23 protein-coding genes are annotated in these 22,681 nt (G+C 56.6%); 5 read left to right on the forward strand and 18 right to left on the reverse strand.

Annotation, left to right across the window (positions count from 1 at the left end; all coding sequences use genetic code 11):
- Positions 1–43: 43 nt before the first annotated feature.
- The 3 genes from EUZ85_RS01625 to EUZ85_RS01635 form a co-directional block, all read right to left on the reverse strand.
- Complete coding sequence (locus EUZ85_RS01625; RefSeq protein WP_127974213.1) at positions 44–805, reverse strand: M48 family metallopeptidase; 762 nt, start codon at positions 803–805, stop codon at positions 44–46.
- A gap of 170 nt (positions 806–975) precedes the next feature.
- Positions 976–1,575 (reverse strand): YigZ family protein, encoded by a 600-nt coding sequence (locus tag EUZ85_RS01630; protein WP_127974214.1) that lies wholly within the window; start codon positions 1,573–1,575, stop codon positions 976–978.
- 37 nt (positions 1,576–1,612) lie between these two features.
- Entirely contained in the window at positions 1,613–2,365 is a 753-nt protein-coding gene (locus tag EUZ85_RS01635; RefSeq protein WP_127974215.1) for an SDR family NAD(P)-dependent oxidoreductase, read from the reverse strand.
- A 12-nt stretch (positions 2,366–2,377) separates the two neighbouring features.
- Between EUZ85_RS01635 and EUZ85_RS01640 the strand changes: the two genes are divergently transcribed.
- Positions 2,378–2,698, forward strand: coding sequence for a hypothetical protein (locus EUZ85_RS01640; RefSeq protein ID WP_127974216.1), 321 nt, complete (start codon positions 2,378–2,380; stop codon positions 2,696–2,698).
- Here the strand turns inward: EUZ85_RS01640 and EUZ85_RS01645 are convergent.
- Positions 2,674–3,279 (reverse strand): class I SAM-dependent methyltransferase, encoded by a 606-nt coding sequence (locus EUZ85_RS01645; RefSeq protein ID WP_164887414.1) that lies wholly within the window; start codon positions 3,277–3,279, stop codon positions 2,674–2,676. The genes EUZ85_RS01640 and EUZ85_RS01645 overlap by 25 nt on opposite strands.
- Positions 3,280–3,411: 132 nt before the next feature.
- On the opposite strand from EUZ85_RS01645, the gene EUZ85_RS01650 reads away from it, so the two are divergent.
- On the forward strand, positions 3,412–4,095 hold the full coding sequence (locus tag EUZ85_RS01650; protein WP_127974218.1) for a Sir2 family NAD-dependent protein deacetylase: 684 nt from the start codon (positions 3,412–3,414) through the stop codon (positions 4,093–4,095).
- Positions 4,096–4,261: 166 nt separating this feature from the next.
- Complete coding sequence (locus EUZ85_RS01655) at positions 4,262–5,029, forward strand: MBL fold metallo-hydrolase (protein WP_127974219.1); 768 nt, start codon at positions 4,262–4,264, stop codon at positions 5,027–5,029.
- 19 nt (positions 5,030–5,048) lie between these two features.
- Here EUZ85_RS01655 and EUZ85_RS01660 read toward each other — a convergent pair whose 3' ends face one another.
- Positions 5,049–5,741 (reverse strand): DUF4336 domain-containing protein, encoded by a 693-nt coding sequence (locus EUZ85_RS01660; protein ID WP_127974220.1) that lies wholly within the window; start codon positions 5,739–5,741, stop codon positions 5,049–5,051.
- 149 nt (positions 5,742–5,890) lie between these two features.
- On the reverse strand, positions 5,891–7,330 hold the full coding sequence (locus EUZ85_RS01665; protein ID WP_164887415.1) for a PEP-CTERM sorting domain-containing protein: 1,440 nt from the start codon (positions 7,328–7,330) through the stop codon (positions 5,891–5,893).
- 520 nt (positions 7,331–7,850) lie between these two features.
- Here EUZ85_RS01665 and EUZ85_RS01670 point away from each other — a divergent pair.
- Positions 7,851–8,093, forward strand: coding sequence for a DUF1653 domain-containing protein (locus EUZ85_RS01670; RefSeq protein ID WP_127974222.1), 243 nt, complete (start codon positions 7,851–7,853; stop codon positions 8,091–8,093).
- Here EUZ85_RS01670 and EUZ85_RS01675 read toward each other — a convergent pair.
- Positions 8,073–8,816, reverse strand: coding sequence for a sulfite exporter TauE/SafE family protein (locus EUZ85_RS01675; protein ID WP_127974223.1), 744 nt, complete (start codon positions 8,814–8,816; stop codon positions 8,073–8,075). The two genes, EUZ85_RS01670 and EUZ85_RS01675, sit on opposite strands and share 21 nt — an antisense overlap.
- A 122-nt stretch (positions 8,817–8,938) precedes the next feature.
- On the opposite strand from EUZ85_RS01675, the gene EUZ85_RS01680 reads away from it, so the two are divergent.
- Complete coding sequence (locus EUZ85_RS01680) at positions 8,939–9,544, forward strand: DUF1287 domain-containing protein (RefSeq protein WP_241566928.1); 606 nt, start codon at positions 8,939–8,941, stop codon at positions 9,542–9,544.
- Here the strand turns inward: EUZ85_RS01680 and EUZ85_RS01685 are convergent.
- The 11 genes from EUZ85_RS01685 to EUZ85_RS01735 form a co-directional block, all read right to left on the reverse strand.
- Complete coding sequence (locus EUZ85_RS01685) at positions 9,529–11,223, reverse strand: glycoside hydrolase family 9 protein (RefSeq protein WP_127974224.1); 1,695 nt, start codon at positions 11,221–11,223, stop codon at positions 9,529–9,531. The two genes, EUZ85_RS01680 and EUZ85_RS01685, sit on opposite strands and share 16 nt — an antisense overlap.
- A 21-nt stretch (positions 11,224–11,244) precedes the next feature.
- On the reverse strand, positions 11,245–12,198 hold the full coding sequence (locus EUZ85_RS01690) for an ABC transporter ATP-binding protein (protein WP_127974225.1): 954 nt from the start codon (positions 12,196–12,198) through the stop codon (positions 11,245–11,247).
- Positions 12,195–13,193 carry an ABC transporter ATP-binding protein gene (locus EUZ85_RS01695; RefSeq protein ID WP_127974226.1) on the reverse strand — a complete coding sequence of 333 codons (999 nt, stop codon included), beginning with the start codon at positions 13,191–13,193 and terminating at the stop codon, positions 12,195–12,197. Before EUZ85_RS01695 ends, EUZ85_RS01690 begins: the two co-directional genes overlap by 4 nt.
- Positions 13,186–14,151, reverse strand: coding sequence for an ABC transporter permease (locus EUZ85_RS01700; RefSeq protein WP_127974227.1), 966 nt, complete (start codon positions 14,149–14,151; stop codon positions 13,186–13,188). The genes EUZ85_RS01695 and EUZ85_RS01700 overlap by 8 nt, the downstream gene beginning before the upstream one ends.
- A complete protein-coding gene (locus EUZ85_RS01705) occupies positions 14,148–15,134 on the reverse strand; it encodes an ABC transporter permease (RefSeq protein ID WP_127974228.1) in 987 nt (328 codons plus the stop codon). Before EUZ85_RS01705 ends, EUZ85_RS01700 begins: the two co-directional genes overlap by 4 nt.
- 22 nt (positions 15,135–15,156) lie before the next feature.
- Positions 15,157–16,878 carry an ABC transporter substrate-binding protein gene (locus EUZ85_RS01710; RefSeq protein WP_127974229.1) on the reverse strand — a complete coding sequence of 574 codons (1,722 nt, stop codon included), beginning with the start codon at positions 16,876–16,878 and terminating at the stop codon, positions 15,157–15,159.
- A 40-nt stretch (positions 16,879–16,918) separates the two neighbouring features.
- The gene (locus EUZ85_RS01715; RefSeq protein WP_127974230.1) at positions 16,919–17,923 is read right to left on the reverse strand and encodes a LacI family DNA-binding transcriptional regulator; all 1,005 of its coding nucleotides are present in this window, start codon (positions 17,921–17,923) and stop codon (positions 16,919–16,921) included.
- A gap of 362 nt (positions 17,924–18,285) precedes the next feature.
- On the reverse strand, positions 18,286–19,380 hold the full coding sequence (locus tag EUZ85_RS01720) for an ABC transporter ATP-binding protein (RefSeq protein WP_127974231.1): 1,095 nt from the start codon (positions 19,378–19,380) through the stop codon (positions 18,286–18,288).
- Positions 19,381–19,432: 52 nt separating this feature from the next.
- Positions 19,433–20,749 (reverse strand): GH1 family beta-glucosidase, encoded by a 1,317-nt coding sequence (locus EUZ85_RS01725; protein ID WP_127974232.1) that lies wholly within the window; start codon positions 20,747–20,749, stop codon positions 19,433–19,435.
- Positions 20,750–20,787: 38 nt separating this feature from the next.
- Positions 20,788–21,627, reverse strand: a complete 840-nt coding sequence (locus EUZ85_RS01730; RefSeq protein ID WP_127974233.1) for a carbohydrate ABC transporter permease — start codon at positions 21,625–21,627, stop codon at positions 20,788–20,790.
- Positions 21,628–21,640: 13 nt separating this feature from the next.
- A complete protein-coding gene (locus tag EUZ85_RS01735) occupies positions 21,641–22,642 on the reverse strand; it encodes a carbohydrate ABC transporter permease (RefSeq protein WP_127974234.1) in 1,002 nt (333 codons plus the stop codon).
- Positions 22,643–22,681 lie beyond the last annotated feature (39 nt).

Consider the following 22,681-nt stretch of genomic DNA (forward strand, 5'->3'; position numbering starts at 1 on the left):
ACCCAGGCAAAGTCTTTCATGCTCCGGGTCGAAATCTTATCTGTTACAGACGTTTGATCTCTTCCTGGATTTTTTCCAATCGCTTCTCATTGGACGGATGCGAACTCAGAAAGCTGGACTCGCCACCAACTTTTTTCTGCAACGTTTCGATGGAGCGCTTCATCGCATAGGGATCTTTGCCCAATCTGTGCAGTGATTTCACGGAATAAGCGTCGGCTTCCAGTTCGTCCGCCTGAGAAAAGCGCGCGTTCACTGCGGCATATGCGATTTGTCCCAGCTGCGACTGGGTCAGCTCGCCCACTGTACCGCCAGCGGAAACCACCGCCTGAAATGCGGCGTCCGTCAGCATTTTCTCACGCATCTGCTTGTAGCTGTGTTTGAGTTTGACGTGGCCAATTTCATGCTGCATGACCGCCAGAACCTGATCGTCAGGCATCACGTCCATCAGGCCGGAGTATACCCGTACGGTGCCGTCCGCCATGGCGAAGGCGTTGATCTGATCCGACAAATAAACCTTGTAGTTCAGCGTCAGCCCGTCCGCATTCTTCAGATTGCGGGTAATGGCGTCCAAACGCTTGGCGTATTTGCTGCTGGACGGGGCCACTTTGTTTTCTTTATCCATCTTGTCCGCCGCCTGTTGGGACACGGATATCACTTGATCTTCCGTGAGGGTGGTGGCCTGCAGCACGCCCGCTCCCAGCGTCAATGCGGAGTCAGTGTAGGCGCCGCTATTAGCGCAACCGGACACCAAGCCCAGGCTTAAAATAGGGGCGGCGACTAAAGGCAATAGATGTTTTCGCAACATTCTCAGGCTTCCTCAGCTATAGTTGAACGAACCCGCCCACAAGCAGGTCCGGATTAAATCATTCAGTCTGATTATCAATTCGGGCGCTAGCGCGACCATTAGAAATTATGCGGACGCCGCTGGCAACCATCCTGTTAGCGCCGTCCGCCAGGTTACAGCCGTTACTTTGCTTATTCCGCAACCGACAACGCCACTCCCAAGCCGGCGGCGAACTCCTGCAAAGCAGTCAACTGAGCCTGGGGCAACTCAGCGCTGAGTGTGACATGCTCAGCATAGTCCGCAGCCACATTGCGGGCGCTATGTTGATCCAGCCATAAACGCAATACCTGCTCGTGGCGAAAGTCACAGCTAAGGCTGATGCCAGCCAGGGTTTCCCTGAGCTGAACCGGCAGTTCCACCATCGCCTGCTGGGCCGCGCCGGAATAGGCTCTCACCAATCCGCCCGCTCCCAGTTTGACGCCGCCAAAGTAGCGAATGACGATCACCATGACATCGCCGACGCCCTTGTGTTGCAGCACGTTCAATATCGGCTTTCCCGCCGTGCCGCTGGGTTCGCCGTCATCTGACATGGCCGCGCTCTGGGCGGATTTCGGGTTACCCAGCAGATAAGCCCAGCAATGATGTCCGGCGTCGGGGTAGTCCTGCTTCGCCTGGGCCAGTAACGTCATCGCCGCCTCGCGGCTGTCCGCATATCCGGCGCGCGTGATGAAACGGCTTTTTTTCACTTCAGAGACAGTTTCCACGGCCGCCGCCGGGGCAAGATAAGACATCAGTCCTCACTCTTGGAATTCCAGTTCAACGCAACATTCAGGTAAGCGACAGGCCTCCGTCCACCACCAAAGTATGGCCGACCACATAACTTGCACTCTCAGAGGCCAGCCAGACGATGGCTTCCGCTACTTCTTCAGGATCAGCGAAGCGACCGATAGGTGCGGGCGAAGCGGCTTGCTCCTGTTGTGGATTATGGCCGTCTTGCAACCGCGAGGTCCAGCGCGGGGTGCGGGTGGCGCCGGGCGCGACCGAATTGATACGCACGCCACGCGTGATATACGACAGCGCCAGAGAACGGGTCAGACTCTCCAGCCCCTGGCCTGCGGCGGCGTTGAATGGGTCCGGTTGCAGGCGGAAGCGATTGGCGGAGCTGACATTGACGATGGCGCCGCCGCGCGACATAAGTTCTAGCTCATACTTGAGACATAGCGCCGGCGCCCAGAGTTCGTTTTCCAGCGGCCCGCGCAATTGCTCTTCCGACATATCGGTGATAGCGCTCGCTGCAACAGTTCCCGAGGCGGCGTTGTTCACCGCCATGTCCAATGCGCCATAGCGGCTCTCAATGTATCCGAACAAGCGACGCAGGGAACGGCGATCCGTCAGGTCGCAAGCGTAAAAGTCCACCGCATCCAGATCTGGATGCGCGGCCTTCGCCTCTTCCCAATTGGCGTCATTTCTACCGCAGGTGACCACGCAATCCCCTCGACGCAACAGTTTCTTCACAACAGCTAGTCCGATACCCTTACTACCTCCGGTTACTAACGCAATCCGAGCATTGTCTTTATCCATGAGATCATTCCTTTGCTGAGTAATAACGAACATCAAGACGCCATCGCGGCGCTGCAGACCACGATGAAGGAACTTTGGGACGCTTCCTATGCGGAGCTGCTGCAGCGCGCCGGAAGCCACAGTGAAACGACTATCGTGTCGGCTGCCGGAAACCGCTATCTGATAATGATTGATATAGCGCGCCCCAATCAACTGGAATGCGCCGTAGAAGTCAGTGGATGTCTGGCGAGGATACAGGAAGGCGTCGCGGTTAAAAGCCGTATCGGGGCCAGTTTTTACGTCACGCCGGATGATCTCAAGGTCGGCGACTATTTGGTCGCCAGTGCGCAGTAGAACGTCATTTGCCGGTGTTTTTCCTGCAATATTTCTATGCGGGACAAGCCCGCCAGACGCAATAGCGCCATGACGCTGTCTTGAGAGCAAAGCGCCAAACCATGTCGTGAGAGCTGATTCTCCGAACATAACCCCAGCGCCAAAGTCCCGCCGTTGGTCAGTACGCGAACTATCTCGCGAATATTCTCTTCCGGGTCCGGCCAGAGATGCAGCGTATTGGCGCTGCACACCTTGGTGAAAACCGCATCATCAAAGGGAATGCTCTCAACGGAGGCGTTCACCAGCGTCACCCGCCCGGAGGAGATGAGTTTACGGTTATGACGCGTCGCCTGAGATACCATGGCCGTCGACGTATCAATGCCCGCTACCCCGCCGTTGGTGGTGATATGCGCCATTTCGCGAATCAGTTTGCCGGCGCCGAAGCCGATTTCCAGCACACGGTCGGAAGGTCCCAGGCACATGGCCTGTTTCATGAACTGATTGAGCTCGCCATGAGCGTTATTCATGCAACTGGCGAGCATTCTGCTTAATAATCCCTGCGAGTCCCTTAAGCGGCGCGCAACAAAAGTATCGAAACTCATTGCCTCTCCTTGTGAACGACTGACGCTGCAGTCACTCCGCGTCAGGGATATTCCAGGTTGCCTGGACAGCGTATTGTTTGGCATGCTGATTCGCACGCTCAGCGCCCTTCCCAATATTGAAGTACGTTTTTTATGAAGCATATCGTGGTAATTACAGGCGCCGGAATCAGCGCCGAAAGCGGCATTCAAACTTATCGCGGCGAGAACGGTCTGTGGCGCGAGACCGACTATAACGAAGTCGCCTCGCTAACAGGTTGGCGCAAAGATCGCAAGAAAGTGCTGGCCTACTGGAACGCGCAACGTCGCGTCATGGCCGCAGCACAACCCAATGCCGCCCACTACGCCCTGAGCCGGCTGGAGGAGTGTTATCTGGTGTCCATCATCACCCAGAATGTAGATGATCTGCACGAACGCGCGGGTTCCAGTCAGGTGCTGCATATTCATGGCGAGTTGATGAAAAGCCGCAGTTCGGTAAATCCCAAGCTGGTTTACCAGCACGGCGATCGGGACATTAACATTGGCGATAAATGTGAAAAAGGCAGCCAGTTACGACCGGACGTAGTCTGGTTTGGCGAATCTGTGCCTCTGTTCTCGCAAGCGCAGAAAATCGTACATAGCGCAGATATCATGCTGGTCGTCGGCACATCCCTGGAGGTGTACCCCGCCGCCTACCTGGTTGAAAAGCGCATACGCGGCGTCCCTATGTATATTGTCGACCCTAACGCTGATTCAGAGGCGCGAGACGCCAAGGTGATAAACGCGCCCGCTACCAAAGGTGTGGTCACCCTGGTCGAACAGCTCATCGAACAGGCCTGAGCCCCCTATTTTCCTTGATATCTTTATGGTTCAGGCCCTCCTCATCTCTCCATTTTGACCTATATCAGAGCCGCATCGGACTTGCCACGTACAATACGCCGCTTTCTTGTCAGGCTGTCTTATTTTTAAACGAAGGCGGCCGGCGCCGAATGGCTATGGAGGGAATATGAGCCAAAAAGCAATGAAGTTGTATGATAAAAACGGGCATGTCTGCCTGTTTCTGACCGGTCTGGTCGAAGGGGAAGCAATTCCCAGCAATCAATTGGTCATTGTGGACCATGGCGAAGCCGCGCTCTTTGATCCCGGCGGCGAATTGACCTACACGCCGCTTTCCATCGAACTGTCCAAACACATTTCCATCAAGTCCTCCCTGCGTTACGTCTTCGCCTCGCATCAGGACCCGGACATCATCACTTCCTTGCCGCGCTGGCTGATGCACACCGACTGCCAGGTAGTGACCTCACGTCTGTGGGCGCGCTTCCTGCCGCATCTGGTGTCGGAGTTCGTCTCCGGAAAAATGAATAAATCTCTCAGCCACCGCATGGTGGAGTTGCCGGACGATGGCGCTCAGATCACTTTGGGCAAATCCCAGATCCGCGCGGTGCCCGCGCACTTTTTACACTCAGTGGGTAATTTCCACTTCTACGATCCAATCAGCAAAATTCTATTCTCCGGCGACGTCGGCGCCGCCATGACCCCAGGCTGGGATCATGAACCCGTGCAGGATATGGCCAAGCATATCCCGTTGATGGAAGGCTTCCATAAGCGCTACATGGCTTCCAACAAAGCCTGTCAGGCATGGGTGAATCAGGTGCGCAAACTGGATGTGGAGATGATGCTGCCGCAGCACGGCAAACCGTTTTTCGGCAAAGACAAAATCGGCCAGTTCCTGTCCTGGTTTGAAGACCTGAAGTGCGGGGTCGACCTCATGTAGACGGCCCCGCGCCGAACTGCTATTTCAGCCAGGAAAAAGACCGCGCCAGAAACTCGGAGCCATGGCCGATGACACATTCGCCATGGGCAATGATGATGTTGTCGGGTCGCCACGCCTGCATTTTGCGCAGCGCGGCCCTGGCTTTAGACCTGCCGAATATAAAAGTGAGACGCCAGTCTATTGGCGTCTTGCCATGAGGCGCGATAATCCCCGTCAGCAAAGCGACCCAGCGACGCCAACCATGGAAATGGTCCACTCGGAAGTTTTCGATCAAATCCCCAAGGATCAGAGTGCGGCTGCTGCGATGAAAGAAAACCGCTTCTTTCATGGCGAAGCTGCCGCGAAACAACGTCTGGTCCACATCCTTTTCCCACCCCGGCTCCGGGTTATCGCCCAGTAATCCGTCAAAGGAAATATCCTTGCGTTTTTCCTGCAAGCCAGGCGTGCCGTAGCAGGCGGCGTCGGGGAAATGCGCCATCCACTGAGGCAAAAACAAATGATGAAGTTTATTTGGCGTCACCAGATATTTGACCGGCCCCAACTCGGCGACTTCCCGAGCCAAATTTTCATCGTAACGCGTGGGGGAGTGAACAAGAATATCGCCGTTGGACAAGCGAACCACCGTCATACGGGTGGTATACGCCAACCCAAGATAAGGCACTGCTTCACCGTTGTAGATCCAAAGATTTTCCGCCATTGAGATGAGACTCATGCTTTCCTCCTTGTATGAGTGTTCAAACACTATCCCGACTTATCCTAAGCCACACCTTAACTAAAGCGCCAAAAAATTTTTTGTGAGTATAGCCCACTCATCAACCACATCTGACGAGCGAGCCATACTTGAAAGCGACTTGAGCCTGGTTACGCCGCTTTACGAAAGCGTCTCGCGCCAGCGAATCCAGCCAGGCTGATGGTCATTAGAGCAAGAGTGTAGGGTTCGGGCACGGAATGGCCTTCCACGACTTTCAAATTGAGTAGCGTGTCACCAATCCTATTAGTATCAAATCCCCATTCCCAAGCGAGGCCCGCCTGTAAGTCCGGCAGTATAAAGTGGCTGAAAATACCCTCAATACCTGCGCCCGCTCTAATCAGCCCAAATTCATCATTCAGTTTGGGTTTGAAGGTCTCCCATAAATCAATCTTAAGAATTCCTTCTAAAATAGCATCCCCTTCTACAAGCTCTATCTTGTACCGGCCGCGATCGTCCAAAAGATCTTCCGCTCCCAGAGTAAGTTCCAGGGTGCTAGTGCTGTCTTGTTCGTAACCTCCAGCGTAGGTATATATGTATTTTTCATTACCGCCAATGGAAACCGTTCCATGATTTGCGTTCGCCAAGTGGCCTTCAATACTGCCAGCAGCCAAGTATTTGCCGCCATCCACCAGTACGCCCGCTGACGACATCATCCACAAACCTCCGACTTCGTCCTGATCCAGCACACCACCGGAAAGCACAGTAATCGAATCCGCCGACAGTATCGTTCCATGGCCTACTTTAAGGTTCCCTGTTATTGTCACATCTCGAGCCTCTGCATGGGTGTCCAGGCCGTCCATTTCCAGGTTTCCACCTATGGCTAAATCACCCGTATGAAAGTCGCCGCCATTTTGAACAGTCATATGGCCATTAATTGAGGAGAGCTGATCGGTACCGCCTAAATCAATCCAGGCGCCACTATCCACTACCACTTCCCCATCAAATTTAATGGGCCCTCGGCCATTAATATAACTATATCTTTCCGATCCTTTCGAGACCCTCAGGCTCCCTCCTTTCTCTACAGTGATTCCGTTGGAGAGCTCCAGGTGAGATCCATCTGTTATAACCATTTCGCCACCATCCTCAATTAAAGCTGAGTGGACGTTCATCGTAGCCTTCTTCAGAGACAGATTGGTTTTTGTCCCAAACTCACTTCCTACCTGGATATCTGCTTTCACAGTGCTTTCTCTAACCCAAGTCACTCGGCCATTCTTCAATTCCAGATGGCTATCGGCGTTACCATTCACAGAGATGCCTGACTGTATCGCTAAATCATGCTCATTGAGGTCGATAACAACACGGTCATTCCGCACGGAGACATCACGAATATCTGTGTTTCCCGACAACGATGCGGTATAAGAACTACCTGCGTTGGTGTTAAAAGACGCCGTATCCGATGCGCCAGGAGCCGTCCCTCCCGCCCAATTCGCGCCATTATTAAAATCACCGCCGCTTGTATTGCTCCAATCAATGACTGTCGCATGCGCAACAGACGCGCAGCTTACAAACACGAATGAAGTTAAAAATCCCAGACCTTGAGTCGTCTTCACTGTTACACCCATTGTGTACTGATTTGTTTTATCTAACTCAGATATTTCATCTTTATTCGAGTCATTCTATTTTTATAATCAATAAAACAAATCCATTTCAATCACTCGAAGTGACATCTATTAAAATTACTTTAATTTATATAAATCAAATGGTTAATTACAAACGTAACGATTAAGTAAACTTGCAAATAGTCACCCTATTACATGATTAATATTCACGTTTTATGTTCCGGCGGACGAGCTCTAAATGGCGGCTCAAATAGCGAGATGAATGAACTACTTTGTCGCTATATTTGTTGGAAAAAGAGGGTTATCCAGAAAAAGAGAACTGCCAGTTCTGGTGAATGCGAGGGCGGTACGCTGATGTGAATCAGGTTGAAAGCGCAGACGCATCCATGCGCCTGATTATTAATATGCCAATATCATCGTCATGTTAATAATGCGTTATTATTTCCCGCCAACAAGACAGCCGCCCATCACAGGGCTTGTCCATACAGAATGAGACTCAAAGGATTCCTGCATGCACTTACCCAAAGGCATCTACCAGCATTACAAAGGACCGCGTTATCAGTTATTGGAGGTGGCGCGGCATTCGGAGACGGAGGAGTGGTTTGTGGTATATCGCGCGTTGTATGGCGACTATGGCGTGTGGGTGCGGCCGTTGGCGATGTTTGACGAAACTATCGAGAAAGACGGGGTCAAAGTAAAACGTTTCGCCTATGTCGGACCCGCAGACGCGGACTCAGAGCGCCCGCAGCAGTAGCCATAATCCCGCTACGCCAGTCATGATCAGGGCGATGCGGTTGAACCATTGTTGGGGTATCCAGACTAGAAAACGGCGTCCTGCGTAAGCGCCGAGCAACACCAGCGGAACTGTCGCAAGATAACTCAGCAGGTAATAGTCCTTGAGCACGCCCAGATAGGCGTAGACCGGAACCTTGGTCAGATTGACGATTAGAAAGAACACCGCCGCGGTGCCGATAAAGCCGTGCTTATCGATCTTCAGCAGCAAAAAATACAAGGTGAGAATAGGACCGGCGGCGTTGCCGATGGTGGTGGCGATACCCGCCATGATGCCAGACGAATAGCGCACGGCGGTCAAGCGCCGCATCGCCCAGGTGGTGATATAAGGCCGCAGCGGCTCCATCGCCACCAGGAACAGAATCAAGGCGCCAATGACAGGCCCAAGGCTTTCGTTATCCAGAAACTGCAACGCCAGAGCGCCAAGCCCGATGCCGATAAAAATGGACGGCAGCATCTTACCCAGCTCACCCCAATGCGCCTGCCGCCAATACAGGCTGACAGCCACCACATCCCCCGCCAGCAGATACAGCAAGGTGATTCCCAGGGCGTCTTTGGGAGGAAACACCAGCGCCATGGCGGCGGAAATCAGGCCGCCCAACGCCGGCACACCCGCTTTGACAAAACCGGTGAATAACGCCACGGCGGCGAGAAAAGCCAATATTGAGGGGTCTAGAAGCGTCATAGAAAAGAGACTGTTCGACAGGCTGCGGCAAGCGTCGAATTATTCGCTGAAGTCGAATGGTTTTCCATTGCACTTTCCGCCATGCTGACGTCTGAATGAATTAAGAAGCAGATGTTATCCATATGCGTTGTATTGTCCACTGCAAGGCGCGCCTTTTCCTGTTCGCCGCCATGACGTTCTGCTCTGCGTTAACGCAGGCCGATGGCGATTTTTCTCAACGCCTGTCCACCGCGGCGCTTGAGCGAACCAACCATCAGGTGGTTTATGACGGCCGCTATCGCTCAATTCCTTACCCCAACGGCGACGTGCCTGCGAACACCGGCGTCTGCACCGATGTGGTGATACGCGCTTACCGTCAACTAGGCGTTGATCTGCAAAAAGAAGTGCATGAGGACATGCGTCAGCATTTCTCGTTGTATCCGAACATCTGGGGGCTGAAAAAGCCGGACGCCAACATCGATCACCGCCGCGTTCCGAATCTGCAGAGCTACTTTTCCCGTCACGGCCAGTCACTGCCCGTCACTGACAAGGCGGAAGATTATCAACCCGGCGATCTGGTGACCTGGATGCTGCCGGGCAACCTGCCTCATATCGGCATCGTTGTGGATAAAAAGCATTGGCTCAGCGGCCGCCCGATGATCGTTCACAACATTGGACGCGGTCCCAAATTAGAGGACATGTTGTTCGACTATCCCATCACCGGGCATTATCGCTACGAAACGCCCTGATCCTCCATGGAGAAGGCCAATAGCCACCAGGCGGCGTGGGGCAGCCATTGCTCGCTCCAGCGCCAACTGTGCAGCGGGTCGTCCGTTTCCATCATGGCGATATCCATTTCATCATGCAGGCTGGAGGTAATGCCGTTGCAAACCCCGCCTTTGGATGCGGGATAAAGTTCGCTGTATTGCGGGTTATCATGGCCCACGCCTTCCACCATGCAGCAATTGAACGGATTAAGTCCCAATAGCCAATTCTGCAAATTCTGTTCGAATCCGCGCAACTCCGCCCGCAGACGTTCTGGAACGTCGTTCTGCCGTCGATACCAGCGGGACGCCGCCGCCAGTGAACCGAGCCGTGCATTCTCCCCCTGCCACCAATAGCCGGATTCATTGCTGTGAGGGAAGAAAAACTGCGCCCGCGGGCGTTGTTTGAGAGGTTTCACCAACTGCCGTGGATACCCGAAAGGGTTGTCCACATCCCGGCTGATAGAGAGATAAAACTCCAGACCACGGCGCACAAAGAACTGCAGCGGAATGTCGCTGTCCATCACCTCCTGCGCTCTCAGCAAGGCGATGATGGGAAGCCCTTCATCGGAGGCGTGGAAGAAAGGACGGTCATTATCTTCTTCCACCCGCCACCAGCCTTCGTAGCCATGACCGCAGCCCTGTTTATTGACCAGATTACGAATGCGCGCCGTGGCGTATTCACAGTAGCGCTCCAGCCCAGTCAGCTGATACAGCTCCACCGCCGCCAGCAGGGCGCAATAGTCGTCGATGATGTTTTCCTTGCCGTTATCCAGGTAGGCGAGATTGTTTTCCTGCAGATGCGCGAAGGCGCGCTCAGCGATGCGCCGGTAGGGTTTGTCATACACGCCAAGCGCCACGCTATACTGCGCCGCCGCGGCCAATGCGGCGATGGCCATGCCGCCGCCCTGACGCAGGCTGGCCTCCCAGCGTTCGCTCTTGTAGCCTTTCTGCGTGGCGTAGTTGCAGATATTGCGCTGCTCGGGGTCCTTGCTCCAGCGATCAAATACAATCTGATAAAAATACCCCTCGTCCTCGTCGAACATCCGGCATAGAAAATCCGCACCGTATAACGCCTCTTCCCCAGCCTGAGCCTGAACAGCCCTGGGCAGGCGCGGGGCCGCCGACAGCAGGCTCCACACCACCAGCGGCGTCTGTTGCGGCGCCATGTAGTTGGCGTAAGAAAGATGACTCAAATATTTGCTGACATCTCCAGAGGCGTCGTACCAGCCGCCGCTGACATCGACGCGCCCGGATTTACGCTGGCCGAAAAACGGCAGGTTGCGGTCATAGTCGTCATAGCGTCCCTGACACCGCACCAGCCGGAAATACTCTGTCATCAGCGGCGTCAGTCGCTGTCCGATACTCGGGTCTATGTCAAACCAGTGCGAGCGCGCGCGACCGCCGTCCGCCTCACAGCCATCCATTTCAAAGCGATAGCGACCCGCTTCCGTAACCTGACTGAAGTCCAAAACGTAACAGTCGCCGGTGTGCCAGCCAGCGGCGCGCATGGGATCGCCCAAAGCGAATCTGGCCACGATCTCGCCGTCCTCACTGATCAGTTGCGCCATCGAGCCGGTTAATCGCTCCCGGGTTTGGACGATGCAACGTTTGACGGCGTCACAGGAATAACCAAGATGGTTCACAAGCAGGCTGGTCGACATAAAAGCGTTCCGAAAATGAGTTCAATAAAGATGACAACGAATGGCGTGGTTATCCGCCAGCTGGCGTAACGCCGGCATGACGTCCCTGCATTCGGCGAGGGCTTGCGGACAGCGATGGACGAAAGGACAACCTTTAGCGTTCGGGTGAGGCATAGGCGCCGGGGCGGTCGAGGGATCGTCGCCCGCACCGGGAATGGAGTTCAGCAGCAACCGGGTATAAGGGTGCTGCGGATTCTGTGTAATAGCCTCGCTATCGCCCTGCTCCACCAAAGAGCCGCCGAAAAGGACGGCGATGTCGTCAGCGAAATAACGCGCCGAAGCCAGATCATGAGTGATGAACAGAAACGCAATGCCCTGCTCCTGCTTCAGATCCAACAGCAGATTCAGAATGCCGATGCGCACCGACACATCCAGCATGGAAGTGGGTTCATCCGCCAGAATCACTTTCGGCTTCACCGCCAGCGCTCTGGCGATGGCGACTCGTTGCCGCTGACCGCCACTCAGCTCATGGGGGCGTTTCGCGGCGGTCTCATCGGCGGGATGCAGGCCGACCCGCTCCAGCAAGATGCGGGCTTGGCGGGCGGCGTCGGCCGGGTTATCGACAATGCCGTTGGCCAGCAGGGGCCGCTCAATCTGATAACCGATGGATAAGGCCGGATTAAGAGAGCTGAACGGGTCTTGAAAGATCATTTGCACACTACGACGATACGCGGCGATCTCCTTGGATTTAGATGCGATCAGGCCCTCGCCGCGCCAAAAAATATCGCCTTGCGTCGGCTGGTGCAGACCGCTCAACAATCGCGCGCAGGTGCTCTTGCCGCTGCCCGACTCGCCCACTAACGCCAGGGCCCTGCCCGGCCGCAGAGACAAGCTGACCTCACGTAAGGCGCGCAATACGGATCGGCGCCCCCATGTTCCGGTTTTAAAATCCAGGGACACATTTTCCATGCGCAGCAATGCTGATTCTGACGTCATGAGACCTCCGCAGTTTGCGTCGTCGCTACGTGCGGACGGGAAACTCTGGCGCAGGCGACGACGCGTCCTTCTGTTAAAGACGCCAATGCTTGCGCTTGGGTGAGACAGGTCGACTCCGCCTTCTCGCAACGGGGCGCAAAAGCGCAACCTGCGATCGATTCCGTCAGACGCGGCGGCGCGCCGGGGATGCCCTGCAGGCGTCTGCGAGGGCCGCACAATGACGGAAAGGAGCGCAGCAGCGCTTGCGTATAAGGATGCGCCGGTTGCTCTCCGACCTGCCGCGTCGTTCCGGCTTCCACCAGTCGGCCCGCGTACATGACCCCGATGCGGTCGCAAAACTCCAGCATCAATCCCAGGTCGTGGGAGATAAACAGCACAGAGAAGCCAAACTCCCGCTGCAATGCGGAAATCTTGCCGATGATGTCGCGCTGCACCACCACATCCAACGCCGTGGTCGGCTCATCCATGATGATCAGCCGGGGCCGCAACGCCAGCGCCATGGCGATGCAGATACGCTGCCGCATGCCGCCGCTGAATTGATGGGGATAATCGTCCAGTCTGCCGGGATCGATGCCCACCAGGGCAAACAGCTCCCTGGTTCGGGCGCGGGCTTGATCCTCATTCACGCGCTGGTGGGCGCGAATGGCGTCGCACACCTGTTCCGACACCCGAATCACCGGGTTCAAGGCGTTCATGGCGCTCTGCAGGACAACGCTGGTCTGCGCCCAGCGAAACGCCCGCAGCCGTTTTGCGTCCATGCGCAGCACGTCCTGTCCTTCAAACAGCACTTCGCCATCGGAAACAAAACCCGGCATGCGAATCAAACTGGCGATAGCGAAAGCAGTGGTGCTCTTGCCGCAGCCGGATTCCCCCGCCAGACCGAACACCTCGCCTGCGCGAATGTCGAAGCTGATCTCATCCACAGCGCGGGCGACGCCGGCGTCCGTCAGGTAATCCACACACAGATTGCGAATGCTCAGTAAAACATCAGTCATTGACAGGCAATCCCTTCTTGCGCAGGTAGGCGATGACCGCTTTTTCCCCGCGCCGCTTGCGCAGCAGTGGGTTGGCGATTTCATCCACTGTGAAGTTGATCAATACCAGCGCCGCGCCGGTGAGCATGATGGCGAAGCAGGCGGGCAGAATTTCCCACCAGGCGCCGACCTGCAGCGCCGAATTCTGCTGCCCCCAGAATAAAATGGTTCCCCAGGTCACCGCGCTGGGGTCGCCCAGACCAATGAATTCCAGACCCGCCTCCGCCAGAATGGCGTAGATGGTGGTCAGCACAAAGCCGCTCACCACCAGAGACAGCATGTTGGGCAGAATGTGAGCCGCCAGAATGCGCCACCAGGGCTCATTCAGCAGTTGCGCGGCCAAAATGAAGTCTTTATGGCGGATTTGCAGGGTCTGCGCCCGGATAATACGGGCGGTCCAGCCCCAGCCGGTGGCGGCCAGCACCAATCCAATCACCATGGGGCTGGCGCTGTCGACAAAGCTGGCGATCACGATGATCAGCGGCAGCGCGGGAATCACCAGCGCCACGTTGACAATGAAGCTGATGACGTCATCCAGACGGCCGCCGAAATAGCCGGCGCACATGCCCACGAACACCCCGATCACGGTCGCCAGCAATCCAGCCAATAACCCTACCGTCAGACTGGCGCGGGCGCCGTAAAGCAATTGTGCGAAGACGTCCTTGCCCATGCGCGTGGTTCCCAGCCAGTGCTCGCTATCCGGCGGCAGTTGCGGCATGGCGCTCATGCGATCCGGTGGAAACTCCGCCAACCAGGGCGCGCCCAAAGCAGCCGCCGTCAGCAGCAGTAGAATCAGCAGACCCACGACGCCGCGCTTATCCGCCAGAAACACCCTTAGAGGCGCCGGCGCCCGGCTCAGCAGCCCTCCCGTCTTTATCTTGTCCAGGCCCAGCTCGACCTGAAGTTCATGCAATTTCACGCCAATTCACTCCTGTCGCGTAAACGGGGGTCCAGCAGCAGATTCAACAGATCCGCAATCAGGTTCGCCAACAACACGGTGAACGTCAGAAACAACAGTTGTCCCTGAATAAAGGCGTAATCTCTTTTCTCAATCGCGGCGAGGGTGAACTTGCCCAATCCGGGATAGTTGAACACCACCTCCGTGATCAACGCGCCTCCCAGCACAAACCCGAAAGTCAGGGCCAGTGACGTGATCTGCGGCAACATGGCGTTGCGAGCGGCGTAGCGAAACAGAATGCGGCGACCGCTAAGTCCCTTGGCCCGCGCCAGGGTGATGTAATCTTCGTTGAGCAGGTTGATCATGGTGTTGCGCATGCTCAGATGCCAGCCGCCGATAGCGATGATCACCAGGGACGCCAGCGGCAGCACGCTGTGATACAAGACGCTGCCCATGAAGGCCATATTCAGTCCCGGCTCCAGGTCGATGTCGTAGGCGCGTCCCAAAGGAAACCATTGCAGTTGCAGGGCGAAACCGTAAAGCAGCAGTAACGCCACCACAGCCGGGGTAAACGCATTGAGCATGACGTTCACCGGGGTGAACAGCGTGTCGAAGAAGGAGCCGCGCCGCCAGGCCGCGAACATTCCAAATAAAATGCCCACGCCAAAACTCAGCAAGGTCGCAACGCCCACCAGAAACAGAGTCCAGCCGGCGGCGTATAACAGCATTTCTGAGGCCGGCTGCGGAAAATTAACCGTGGAGACGCCCAGATCGCCGTGTAGCAGCCGCACCACATAGGCGACGAACTGATCCCACAGACTGCCGTCGAGCCCATAGGCGGCGCGCATGGCGTCCAGACTTTGCTGGGACATGCGTCCGCGCAGGCTGACGAACAATGTCGCCGCCGGATCTCCGGGCATCAGACGGGGGATAAAAAAGTTGAGGGTCAACGCCACCACAAAGGCGGCGCAATAAAACCCCAGACGACGCAGAATAAAGCGCATCAACCCATCTCCCTGGCGGAGGCTATTGCCGCGCCACTTGCGCCGCCGCGTCTTTACGCAGGGACAGATTCAGTACATGCACGCCCCGCTCCGGCACCCCCAGATGCAACATCGGCCGCACATAAGGATTGTCCTGAGTCACCCAGCCCTGAAAGCGGGAGTCGTTGTACTGATACCAATCCGGATTGGCGAACAGAGTGATGACCGGCAGTTTCTCCGCCACCTGTTTGTGCACCTGGGTCAGCCATTTTTTCTGTTCGGCCCGATCCTGGGTCTGCGCGAAGCGATCCAGCGCCTGATTGATTTCTGGAATGACCATGCCGTGCATGTTCTGCTCCAACCGCCGCCCTTCCGCCAGCCCGTCCGTGGCGAACATCAGACTGTAGGTTCCATGAGGCGTCGCGGAAGGCTTGGTCCACATGATGTAAACATCGAAATCGCCCTGGGTGGTTCCCGCAAACCAGGTGCTCTCGTCCTGGGTGCTGAGATGGGCGTTGACCCCGATATCGCGCAGATTCTCCGACACCGTCATCATGGTGTTGACCCAGTCCGACCAGCCGGAGGGCACCGCCAGTTTGAACTCAATGGGGGAGCCGTCCGGATTGTCGCGCCAGCCGTCGCCATCGCGATCAACGAAGCCGTTTTCATCTAACAAGGCCTTGGCGCGCTTGGGGTTGTACTCCATCAGATAACGATAAGACTGCAACGCTTCCGCGTCATACCATTCCTTGTAAAGTTCGCCAGTGCCGATAGGAAATTGGGTTTCCGTGGTCAGGCCGAAGGTAGCCACATCCAGAATAAAGCGGCGATTAAGCGCCATGCTGAACGCCTGTCGAAACGGCAGACTGCTGAACGGCGCCTTACGGGTATTTAAATGCAAATTGGCGTTGGCGCCGGCGGGAAACCAGTATTTGTTGTGCTTGTCGCCGTTGACGTAGGTTTTTTCCGGGTCCGACATGCCGTCTCCCAGCCAGTCGATTTTGCCGGCGCGCGCCGCCAGCATGGTCTGATCATTGCCGGAATACTGAGGGAACTTCAGACAGTCGATGTAGGGTTTGCCGGCGTCCCAGTATTTCTCGTTTCGGCACACTTTGAACTGGGACATGCTGAAAGAGCGCACCTCGGTAAACGGCCCGGTGGCCACCGGCTCCGGATTGGCGAAAGTGGTCGGGTCCCGCACGTCTTTCCAGACGTGACGAGGCAAGGGATACATCACGCCGATATGCTCGTGGGCCAACGCGCTGGGTTTGCTTAGACGCGCCACAAAAGTGAGATCGTCGATCTTCTCCATGCTGACGATCAGCCCATTGGGATTGCTGTCGGACTGGATGTCCAGTCCGACTGGAAAAGCCGGATGGGATTTCGCCAGTTCGAACGTAAAGACCACATCGTCCGCGCTGAACGGCTGGCCATCCGACCACTTCACGCCCGGGCGCAGATGGTAGGTGACGGAACGCAGGTCGTCAGCGGTCTCAAAGGCGACGGCGAGACGGGGAAAGTCATGGCCGGGGTGGGCGATGTTGTAAATCCACAGGGGTTCGTAGATGAAGTCCTGGGCGTAAAAAGCGCCGACGGAGAAATTATAGGGGTTGAAGTTACGCACATGGGCGTTGGTCTGGGTCGGGGCCAGCACCAGCTCGCCGCCGTGAATCCTGTTTTGATCCGTCTCCGCAGCCTGCACCGAAGCCGCCAGCGCCAAACAAGCCATTAAAGACTGCGTTTTTATTTTTGTCGTCGCTTTCATTCGTCTTCCCATTTCCTGTTTAAGTTGAACCCCAGACGATTCAGTTCAGATCCCTCACTGAATCCCGTTCGATCAGCCTGGGCTCCAACACGACGTGCTTCTCCGCCATGGTTGGATTCTCCAAGCGCTCGATGAGCAGTTTTACCGCCGCTTCGCCCATCTCCATCACGTCCTGCCTGACAGTGGTCAATGCGGGACACATTAATTTGGCGTGAAAGTTGTCGTCATACCCCACCACCGAGACCTGCTCCGGCACGCTGACGCCACGCTCGCGCAGGGCTTGATAGACCCCCGCCGCCATATCGTCATCGCCGGCGCAAATAGCGGTGAACCGGGCGCCGCCGTCCAGCAGCCGCAGGGTCGCCTGATAGCCGAAAGTCTCCTCATAAGGGCCGGACAGAATCAGGTAATCGCGCTCCGTCAGGCCCTGCTCCGCCATGGCGCGCAGAAATCCATCACGGCGCAGACGGGCGTCCAGATAGCTCTCCGGCCCCATCAGATGTGCGATGCGCCGGTGTCCTTTCTCCAATAGATAACGCGCCGCCAGATAGCCGCCATGCAGGTTGTCCACCCGCGCCGACCATTTGGAAATACCCGGCAACATACGCCCCATGGTCACAATGGGATAATTGCCGGGATGCACGCCCGCCAGACGCTCCAACGGCACCTCGTTTTCCACGTACAGCAACAGCCCGTCACAGCGGCGATCCAGCAATGAATTGATGACGGCGACTTCCCGATCCAGATCGCCATAGCCGCTGGTGACCACCAGATGTTTGTCCGAGCCGGAGATGTAATCCTGCACGCCGCTCAGCATCTGCGCATAGAAGGGGCTGGCGAGATTCACCACCACCACGCCAATAATGTCGGACTTATTACTTTTCAGGCCCCGTGCGAAATGATTGGGACGGTAGCCCAGCTTGCGAATGGCGTCCTCCACCCGTTTACGCGCAGCGGGAGAAACAGACCCTTTGTTGGACACCACCCGGCTGACCGTGGACTTCGACACATGGGCCAGCTCCGATACATCGATAATTGTTGGCATGACAGGCTTCTACAGTTGGGAACGTCCCCAAAATCATGTTGCAGGGGGATATTAGGGTCAAGGCTGCAGCGGCTTAACCGGGGCGTTATAACGCGACAGCCTGTCACCCCGGAGCGAAACCCTGCTTGCGTCAGAAGCCCGCAACCATAATTCATCTTATTGAAATAATTAACATTTTTAGATGAAAAAGAACGTTTATACCGAGACTGAAAACAAGAAAGGCGACGATTCCCAATTTGTTCCCAAATTGACAACCGCCGCCAAGACGGGCATATCTGGCCGCGTCGATACGCAAATCGCCCCCAAAGCTCTCTGCGTACTTCGGGCTGTTCCCTGGCCCCGCAATCGCGTCGGAAACAGGCTCAGCCCAAAGACAGGTTAACCCCTTGTTGATTGAACAAATGGCAGCACTCCAGCTCGGCTGCAACGCCGACCTGACCGCCTTCATAAAAGCCCATGGCGGAGGAAGGCGTCTTCACCACCAGATGTTTTTCCAGCCCCGCCACATGCAGATAAGCCACCGCGACGTCGCCCATTTCTTCAATAATGTCCACGCGCGCAGGAATCCCCTGGTCCGGCGCCGTCAGACGCACATGCTCAGGCCGCACGCCCAGACATACCGGTTCGCCGGACGCGCGACCGGATGGCGCGGGAATCTGCAAGGGACGCGGCGATGAGCCGATCTGCACCGTCGCGCCCTGCTCGCTGCTGGCCTGCACGCGACAGGGGAGAAAATTCATCTTCGGCGAGCCAATAAAGCCCGCCACAAATTGATTGCCGGGCCGCTCATATAACTCCATGGGGCGGCCGGTCTGTTCGATATGACCGCCGTTAAGTACGACAATACGGTCCCCCAACGTCATGGCTTCAGTCTGATCATGAGTCACGTAGACCATGGTGGTTCCCAGTTGCTTGTGGAGCTTGGCCAGCTCCAGCCGCATCTGGGCGCGCAGCGCAGCGTCCAGGTTTGAAAGGGGCTCATCAAACAGGAAGATGCTGGGCTGGCGCACAATCGCCCGGCCGATGGCCACCCGCTGGCGTTGGCCGCCAGACAGCGCCTTGGGTTTGCGCTGCAGCAGGTGAGTGATTTGCAGCACTTCCGCCGCCCGCTCCACAGCCTGCGCCACCTGGGATTTCGGCAGACCGGCCATCTTGAGAGAGAAGCCCATGTTTTCCGCCACGGTCATATGGGGATACAGGGCGTAACTCTGGAACACCATGGCCACGCCGCGTTCGGACGGGGGCAGCCCTTCCGTGCGCTTGTCGCCGATCAGGATATGGCCGGCGGTAACTTCTTCCAGCCCCGCGATCATACGCAGCAGAGTGGACTTCCCGCAGCCGGAGGGGCCAACCAACACCACAAACTCGCCGTCTTCCACAAACAGATCCAGCTTTTTGATGATGCTGGCGCCGCCTTTGTAGCTCTTTTCAACGCCAAGCAATTGTAAGGACGCCATACTGTTCTCCACTCATCCCGCGTTAGTGTTTCACTCGGTTGCGCCTGCGCAGCTATGCGCGCTGACGGGCAATAAAATCCCGATACCAGTGGCCGCTGGCTTTCAGCGTGCGCTGCTGGGTGGCGTAATCCACGTAAGTCAGCCCGAAGCGCTTGCTGTAACCCCAGTTCCATTCGTAGTTGTCCGCCAGACTCCAATAGAAATAGCCGCGAATGTCCGCGCCCATCTCCATGGCCTGACGCAGCGCCTGCAGGTGTGTCTCCAGATAATGAATCCGCGCCGGGTCCTGCACTTCGCCATTCTCCATGCGATCGGGGAAGGCCGCGCCGTTCTCGGTGATGTAAATCGGCGGCGGCAGGTAGTCGCGGGTGATTCTCACCAAGTGCTGCGCCAGCCCTTGCGGATAGACTTCCCAGCCCATGTCAGTCAGCCCCATTGCCGCCGGCGCCGGGGTTTGCGGATTAGCCTGGCTGAAGTAGCCGCGGGTGTAGTAATTCACTCCCAGGAAATCCAGCGGCTGCCTGATAATGTCCATATCGCCGACCGTGACTTTGGGCGCTTTGTCGCCCAGATAGGCCAGCACATCCTGGGGATAGGCGCCGCGGAAAATCGGGTCCATGTACCAGCGAATGTTGGTTCCGTCGTCCAGACGCGCCAGCTGGCGGTCTGCTTCCGAATCCGGGTTAGCCGGATACGTAGGGGTATGGTTAAGCACGATGCCCACCGGCGTCTCGCGGTTCACCGCACGCATGCTCTGCAGGGCCAACCCGTGCGACAACAACAGATGATGAGACACCTGATAGGCCATCGCCTCGTCCTGATAACCTGGTGCGAACTGGCCGGTGGCGTGTCCCAGGGTGGCGGTGCACCAGGGCTCGTTATGGGTGGAAATCGTTTTCACACTATCGCCGTAACGTCGCATGAACTCCGCCGCATAGTCGGCGAATCGATAACAGGTGTCGCGATTGCGCCAGCCGCCCACGTCTTCCAGCGCCTGAGGCAGATCCCAGTGATACAGAGTGACATAGGGCTGCAACCCTTTGACCAGCAGCGCGTCGATCAGGCGACTGTAAAAGTCGAACCCGGCTTCATTCCAGGCGCCTTTGCCATCCGGCTGCACCCGCGGCCAGGCGATAGAAAAACGGTAGGCGTCCACACCTAATCCAGCAATAAGATCCACATCTTCCTGGTAACGATGATAGTGATCGCAGGCGACGTCGCCGGTCTCGCCATTCACTGTCTTGCCCGGCGTATGAGAGAAGGTGTCCCAGATTGAGGGCCCCCTGCCGCCTTCATTGGCGGCGCCTTCAATCTGGTACGCGCTGGTCGCCACGCCCCAGGTAAAATCCTTTGCAAATTTCTGATTCATAAAATACAAGCCTCTTATTGCTTTCTAAATCGCCGCTTCTATCCCTTCAGCGCGCCGGCTGTCATACCTTCGATCAGCCTCCGCGACGCCAGAATGAATATGACGAGAAGCGGCGCCACGGCGATGGAGGAGCCTGCGCAGATGGCGCCCCATGGCACTTGCCCGGAGCCCTGCAGCGCGCGCAGCGCCAACGGAACCGTGTACATTTCCATGTCCCGCATGACCACCAGAGGGGTCATGAAGTTGTTCCAGGATGTGATAAAAGTGATCAACCCGAGGGTGCCCATAGCGGGCCCCGTCAGCGGCAGCACGATATGACGGAAGGTGGCGAATTCACCGCAGCCGTCCATGCGCGCTGCTTCCAGCAACTCCCGGGGAATCGCCGAGCTGATGTACTGACGCATCAAAAATACGCCCAGGGCGCTGCAAGCCATAGGCAGATACAGCGCCCGCGGCTCGTTCATCCACCCGAACAGCGTCATGATCAGGGTGGTGGGTATCATGCCGAGAAACGGCGGGATGAGGAGCGTGCTCATGACGATCATGAACAACAGGTTCTTGTAGCGGAATTCATAGGTGGCGAAGGCGTAGCCCGCCAGGGAGCAGAAGAACAAATTCAACGCCGTGGTGATGATCGCCACATAAAAGCTCACTCCCAGGTTATTCCAGAAGTAGGGCAGTTTCTCCAACAGCACCTGCACATTCGCCACAAACTGGCCGCCAAACCACACCGGCGGGGGTACGGAAAGAATATCCGTGTTGCTGTGGGTGGCGAAAACGAACATGAAGTAAAAGGGTCCCAGCATGATCATTGCGCCAACCGCGACGACCATGAATGCGATCCACTGACCGGGGTCCAGGATGATGCGTTTTTCCATTGCCTGCTCCCGCCTAGGATTTTTCTTTGAAGGCTTTGTTGTTGGCCCAGGTCATCATCGCGATGATCAGGAACAACAACCATGCGACCGCGGACGCCGTGCCGAAATCACTCTCGATATAAGCGGTGGCGTACATGTGCATCGCCGCCGTTTTGCCCGCCTGATCCGGTCCGCCGATACTGGTGCCGCCCGGCCCCAGGCCGCCGGTGAGAATAAAGGGCTCCTCAAACAACTGCAGGTTGCCGATGATGCTGAGGGTGATCGCCAGAAACATCATGGGCCGCAGCAACGGCACGGTGATATGCCAGAACTGCTGGCGGCGGCTGGCGCCGTCGATGCTCGCGGCCTCATACAGATCCTTGGGAATGGTCTGCAGCGCGGACAAGTACAACACCGTGTTCCAGCCCACGTAACGCCACCAGACCACAAATGAGATCACCCACTTGGTGTAACCGGGGTCGTTCCAGTCGATGTTCTCCGTAGGAAACACCCAGCTCAGAGGCCTGAGGCCGGCGACTTCCCACTGCCCCATTTGCGTCAGCAGCACATTGATCAGCCCATAGTCGCGAGAGAATAGCGACGTAAACACCAGGGAAATCGCCACGGTGGAAGTGATAAACGGCAGGAAATACAGCCCCACCACCGCATTGCGCCAGCGCGATAAACGGGTGTGCAGGAAAAACGCCAGCGGTATCGCCGCGAGGTGTTGGGGAACTCCACTCACCAGCGCGATCCAGAAGGTGTTGTAGAGCGACTTGTGAAACCAGTCGTCCGTGAGCACGAACGTGAAGTTCTCGAAGCCGACCCATTTCATGCCGCCCAAACCGGTGGACGGGTCCCAGTAATGAAAAGACAGATAGATCGTAAACAGCAACGGAAACAATCCGAACACTGCGAACAGAATGAAAAACGGACTGATGAACACATAAGGCGCCGTTTTACGGGTCAACCAACTGCGTCTGGCTTTGACTGGCGTCGCCGCTGGCGTCTCCCGCCGCTCCATAACCGCCGACATTACCGGGCCTCCACTAAGTCTGATAGGGACTTTGGTTGT

Origin of the sequence: Hahella sp. KA22 (genome assembly GCF_004135205.1) — a bacterium.
In the GTDB taxonomy this organism is placed as follows: Bacteria; Pseudomonadota; Gammaproteobacteria; order Pseudomonadales; family Oleiphilaceae; genus Hahella.

Coding starts and splice junctions, on each gene's coding strand:
- EUZ85_RS01675 (WP_127974223.1), bottom strand. CDS start 8,816: ATGACGCTTCTAGACCCCTCAATATTGGCTTTTCTCGCCGCCGTGGCG.
- EUZ85_RS01710 (WP_127974229.1), bottom strand. CDS start 16,878: ATGAAAGCGACGACAAAAATAAAAACGCAGTCTTTAATGGCTTGTTTG.
- EUZ85_RS01650 (WP_127974218.1), top strand. CDS start 3,412: ATGAAGCATATCGTGGTAATTACAGGCGCCGGAATCAGCGCCGAAAGC.
- EUZ85_RS01715 (WP_127974230.1), bottom strand. CDS start 17,923: ATGCCAACAATTATCGATGTATCGGAGCTGGCCCATGTGTCGAAGTCC.
- EUZ85_RS01670 (WP_127974222.1), top strand. CDS start 7,851: ATGCACTTACCCAAAGGCATCTACCAGCATTACAAAGGACCGCGTTAT.
- EUZ85_RS01645 (WP_164887414.1), bottom strand. CDS start 3,279: ATGAGTTTCGATACTTTTGTTGCGCGCCGCTTAAGGGACTCGCAGGGA.
- EUZ85_RS01680 (WP_241566928.1), top strand. CDS start 8,939: ATGCGTTGTATTGTCCACTGCAAGGCGCGCCTTTTCCTGTTCGCCGCC.
- EUZ85_RS01690 (WP_127974225.1), bottom strand. CDS start 12,198: ATGACGTCAGAATCAGCATTGCTGCGCATGGAAAATGTGTCCCTGGAT.
- EUZ85_RS01630 (WP_127974214.1), bottom strand. CDS start 1,575: ATGTCTTATCTTGCCCCGGCGGCGGCCGTGGAAACTGTCTCTGAAGTG.
- EUZ85_RS01725 (WP_127974232.1), bottom strand. CDS start 20,749: ATGAATCAGAAATTTGCAAAGGATTTTACCTGGGGCGTGGCGACCAGC.
- EUZ85_RS01625 (WP_127974213.1), bottom strand. CDS start 805: ATGTTGCGAAAACATCTATTGCCTTTAGTCGCCGCCCCTATTTTAAGC.
- EUZ85_RS01685 (WP_127974224.1), bottom strand. CDS start 11,223: ATGTCGACCAGCCTGCTTGTGAACCATCTTGGTTATTCCTGTGACGCC.
- EUZ85_RS01735 (WP_127974234.1), bottom strand. CDS start 22,642: ATGTCGGCGGTTATGGAGCGGCGGGAGACGCCAGCGGCGACGCCAGTC.
- EUZ85_RS01655 (WP_127974219.1), top strand. CDS start 4,262: ATGAGCCAAAAAGCAATGAAGTTGTATGATAAAAACGGGCATGTCTGC.
- EUZ85_RS01705 (WP_127974228.1), bottom strand. CDS start 15,134: ATGCGCTTTATTCTGCGTCGTCTGGGGTTTTATTGCGCCGCCTTTGTG.
- EUZ85_RS01720 (WP_127974231.1), bottom strand. CDS start 19,380: ATGGCGTCCTTACAATTGCTTGGCGTTGAAAAGAGCTACAAAGGCGGC.
- EUZ85_RS01695 (WP_127974226.1), bottom strand. CDS start 13,193: ATGACTGATGTTTTACTGAGCATTCGCAATCTGTGTGTGGATTACCTG.
- EUZ85_RS01660 (WP_127974220.1), bottom strand. CDS start 5,741: ATGAGTCTCATCTCAATGGCGGAAAATCTTTGGATCTACAACGGTGAA.
- EUZ85_RS01635 (WP_127974215.1), bottom strand. CDS start 2,365: ATGGATAAAGACAATGCTCGGATTGCGTTAGTAACCGGAGGTAGTAAG.
- EUZ85_RS01730 (WP_127974233.1), bottom strand. CDS start 21,627: ATGGAAAAACGCATCATCCTGGACCCCGGTCAGTGGATCGCATTCATG.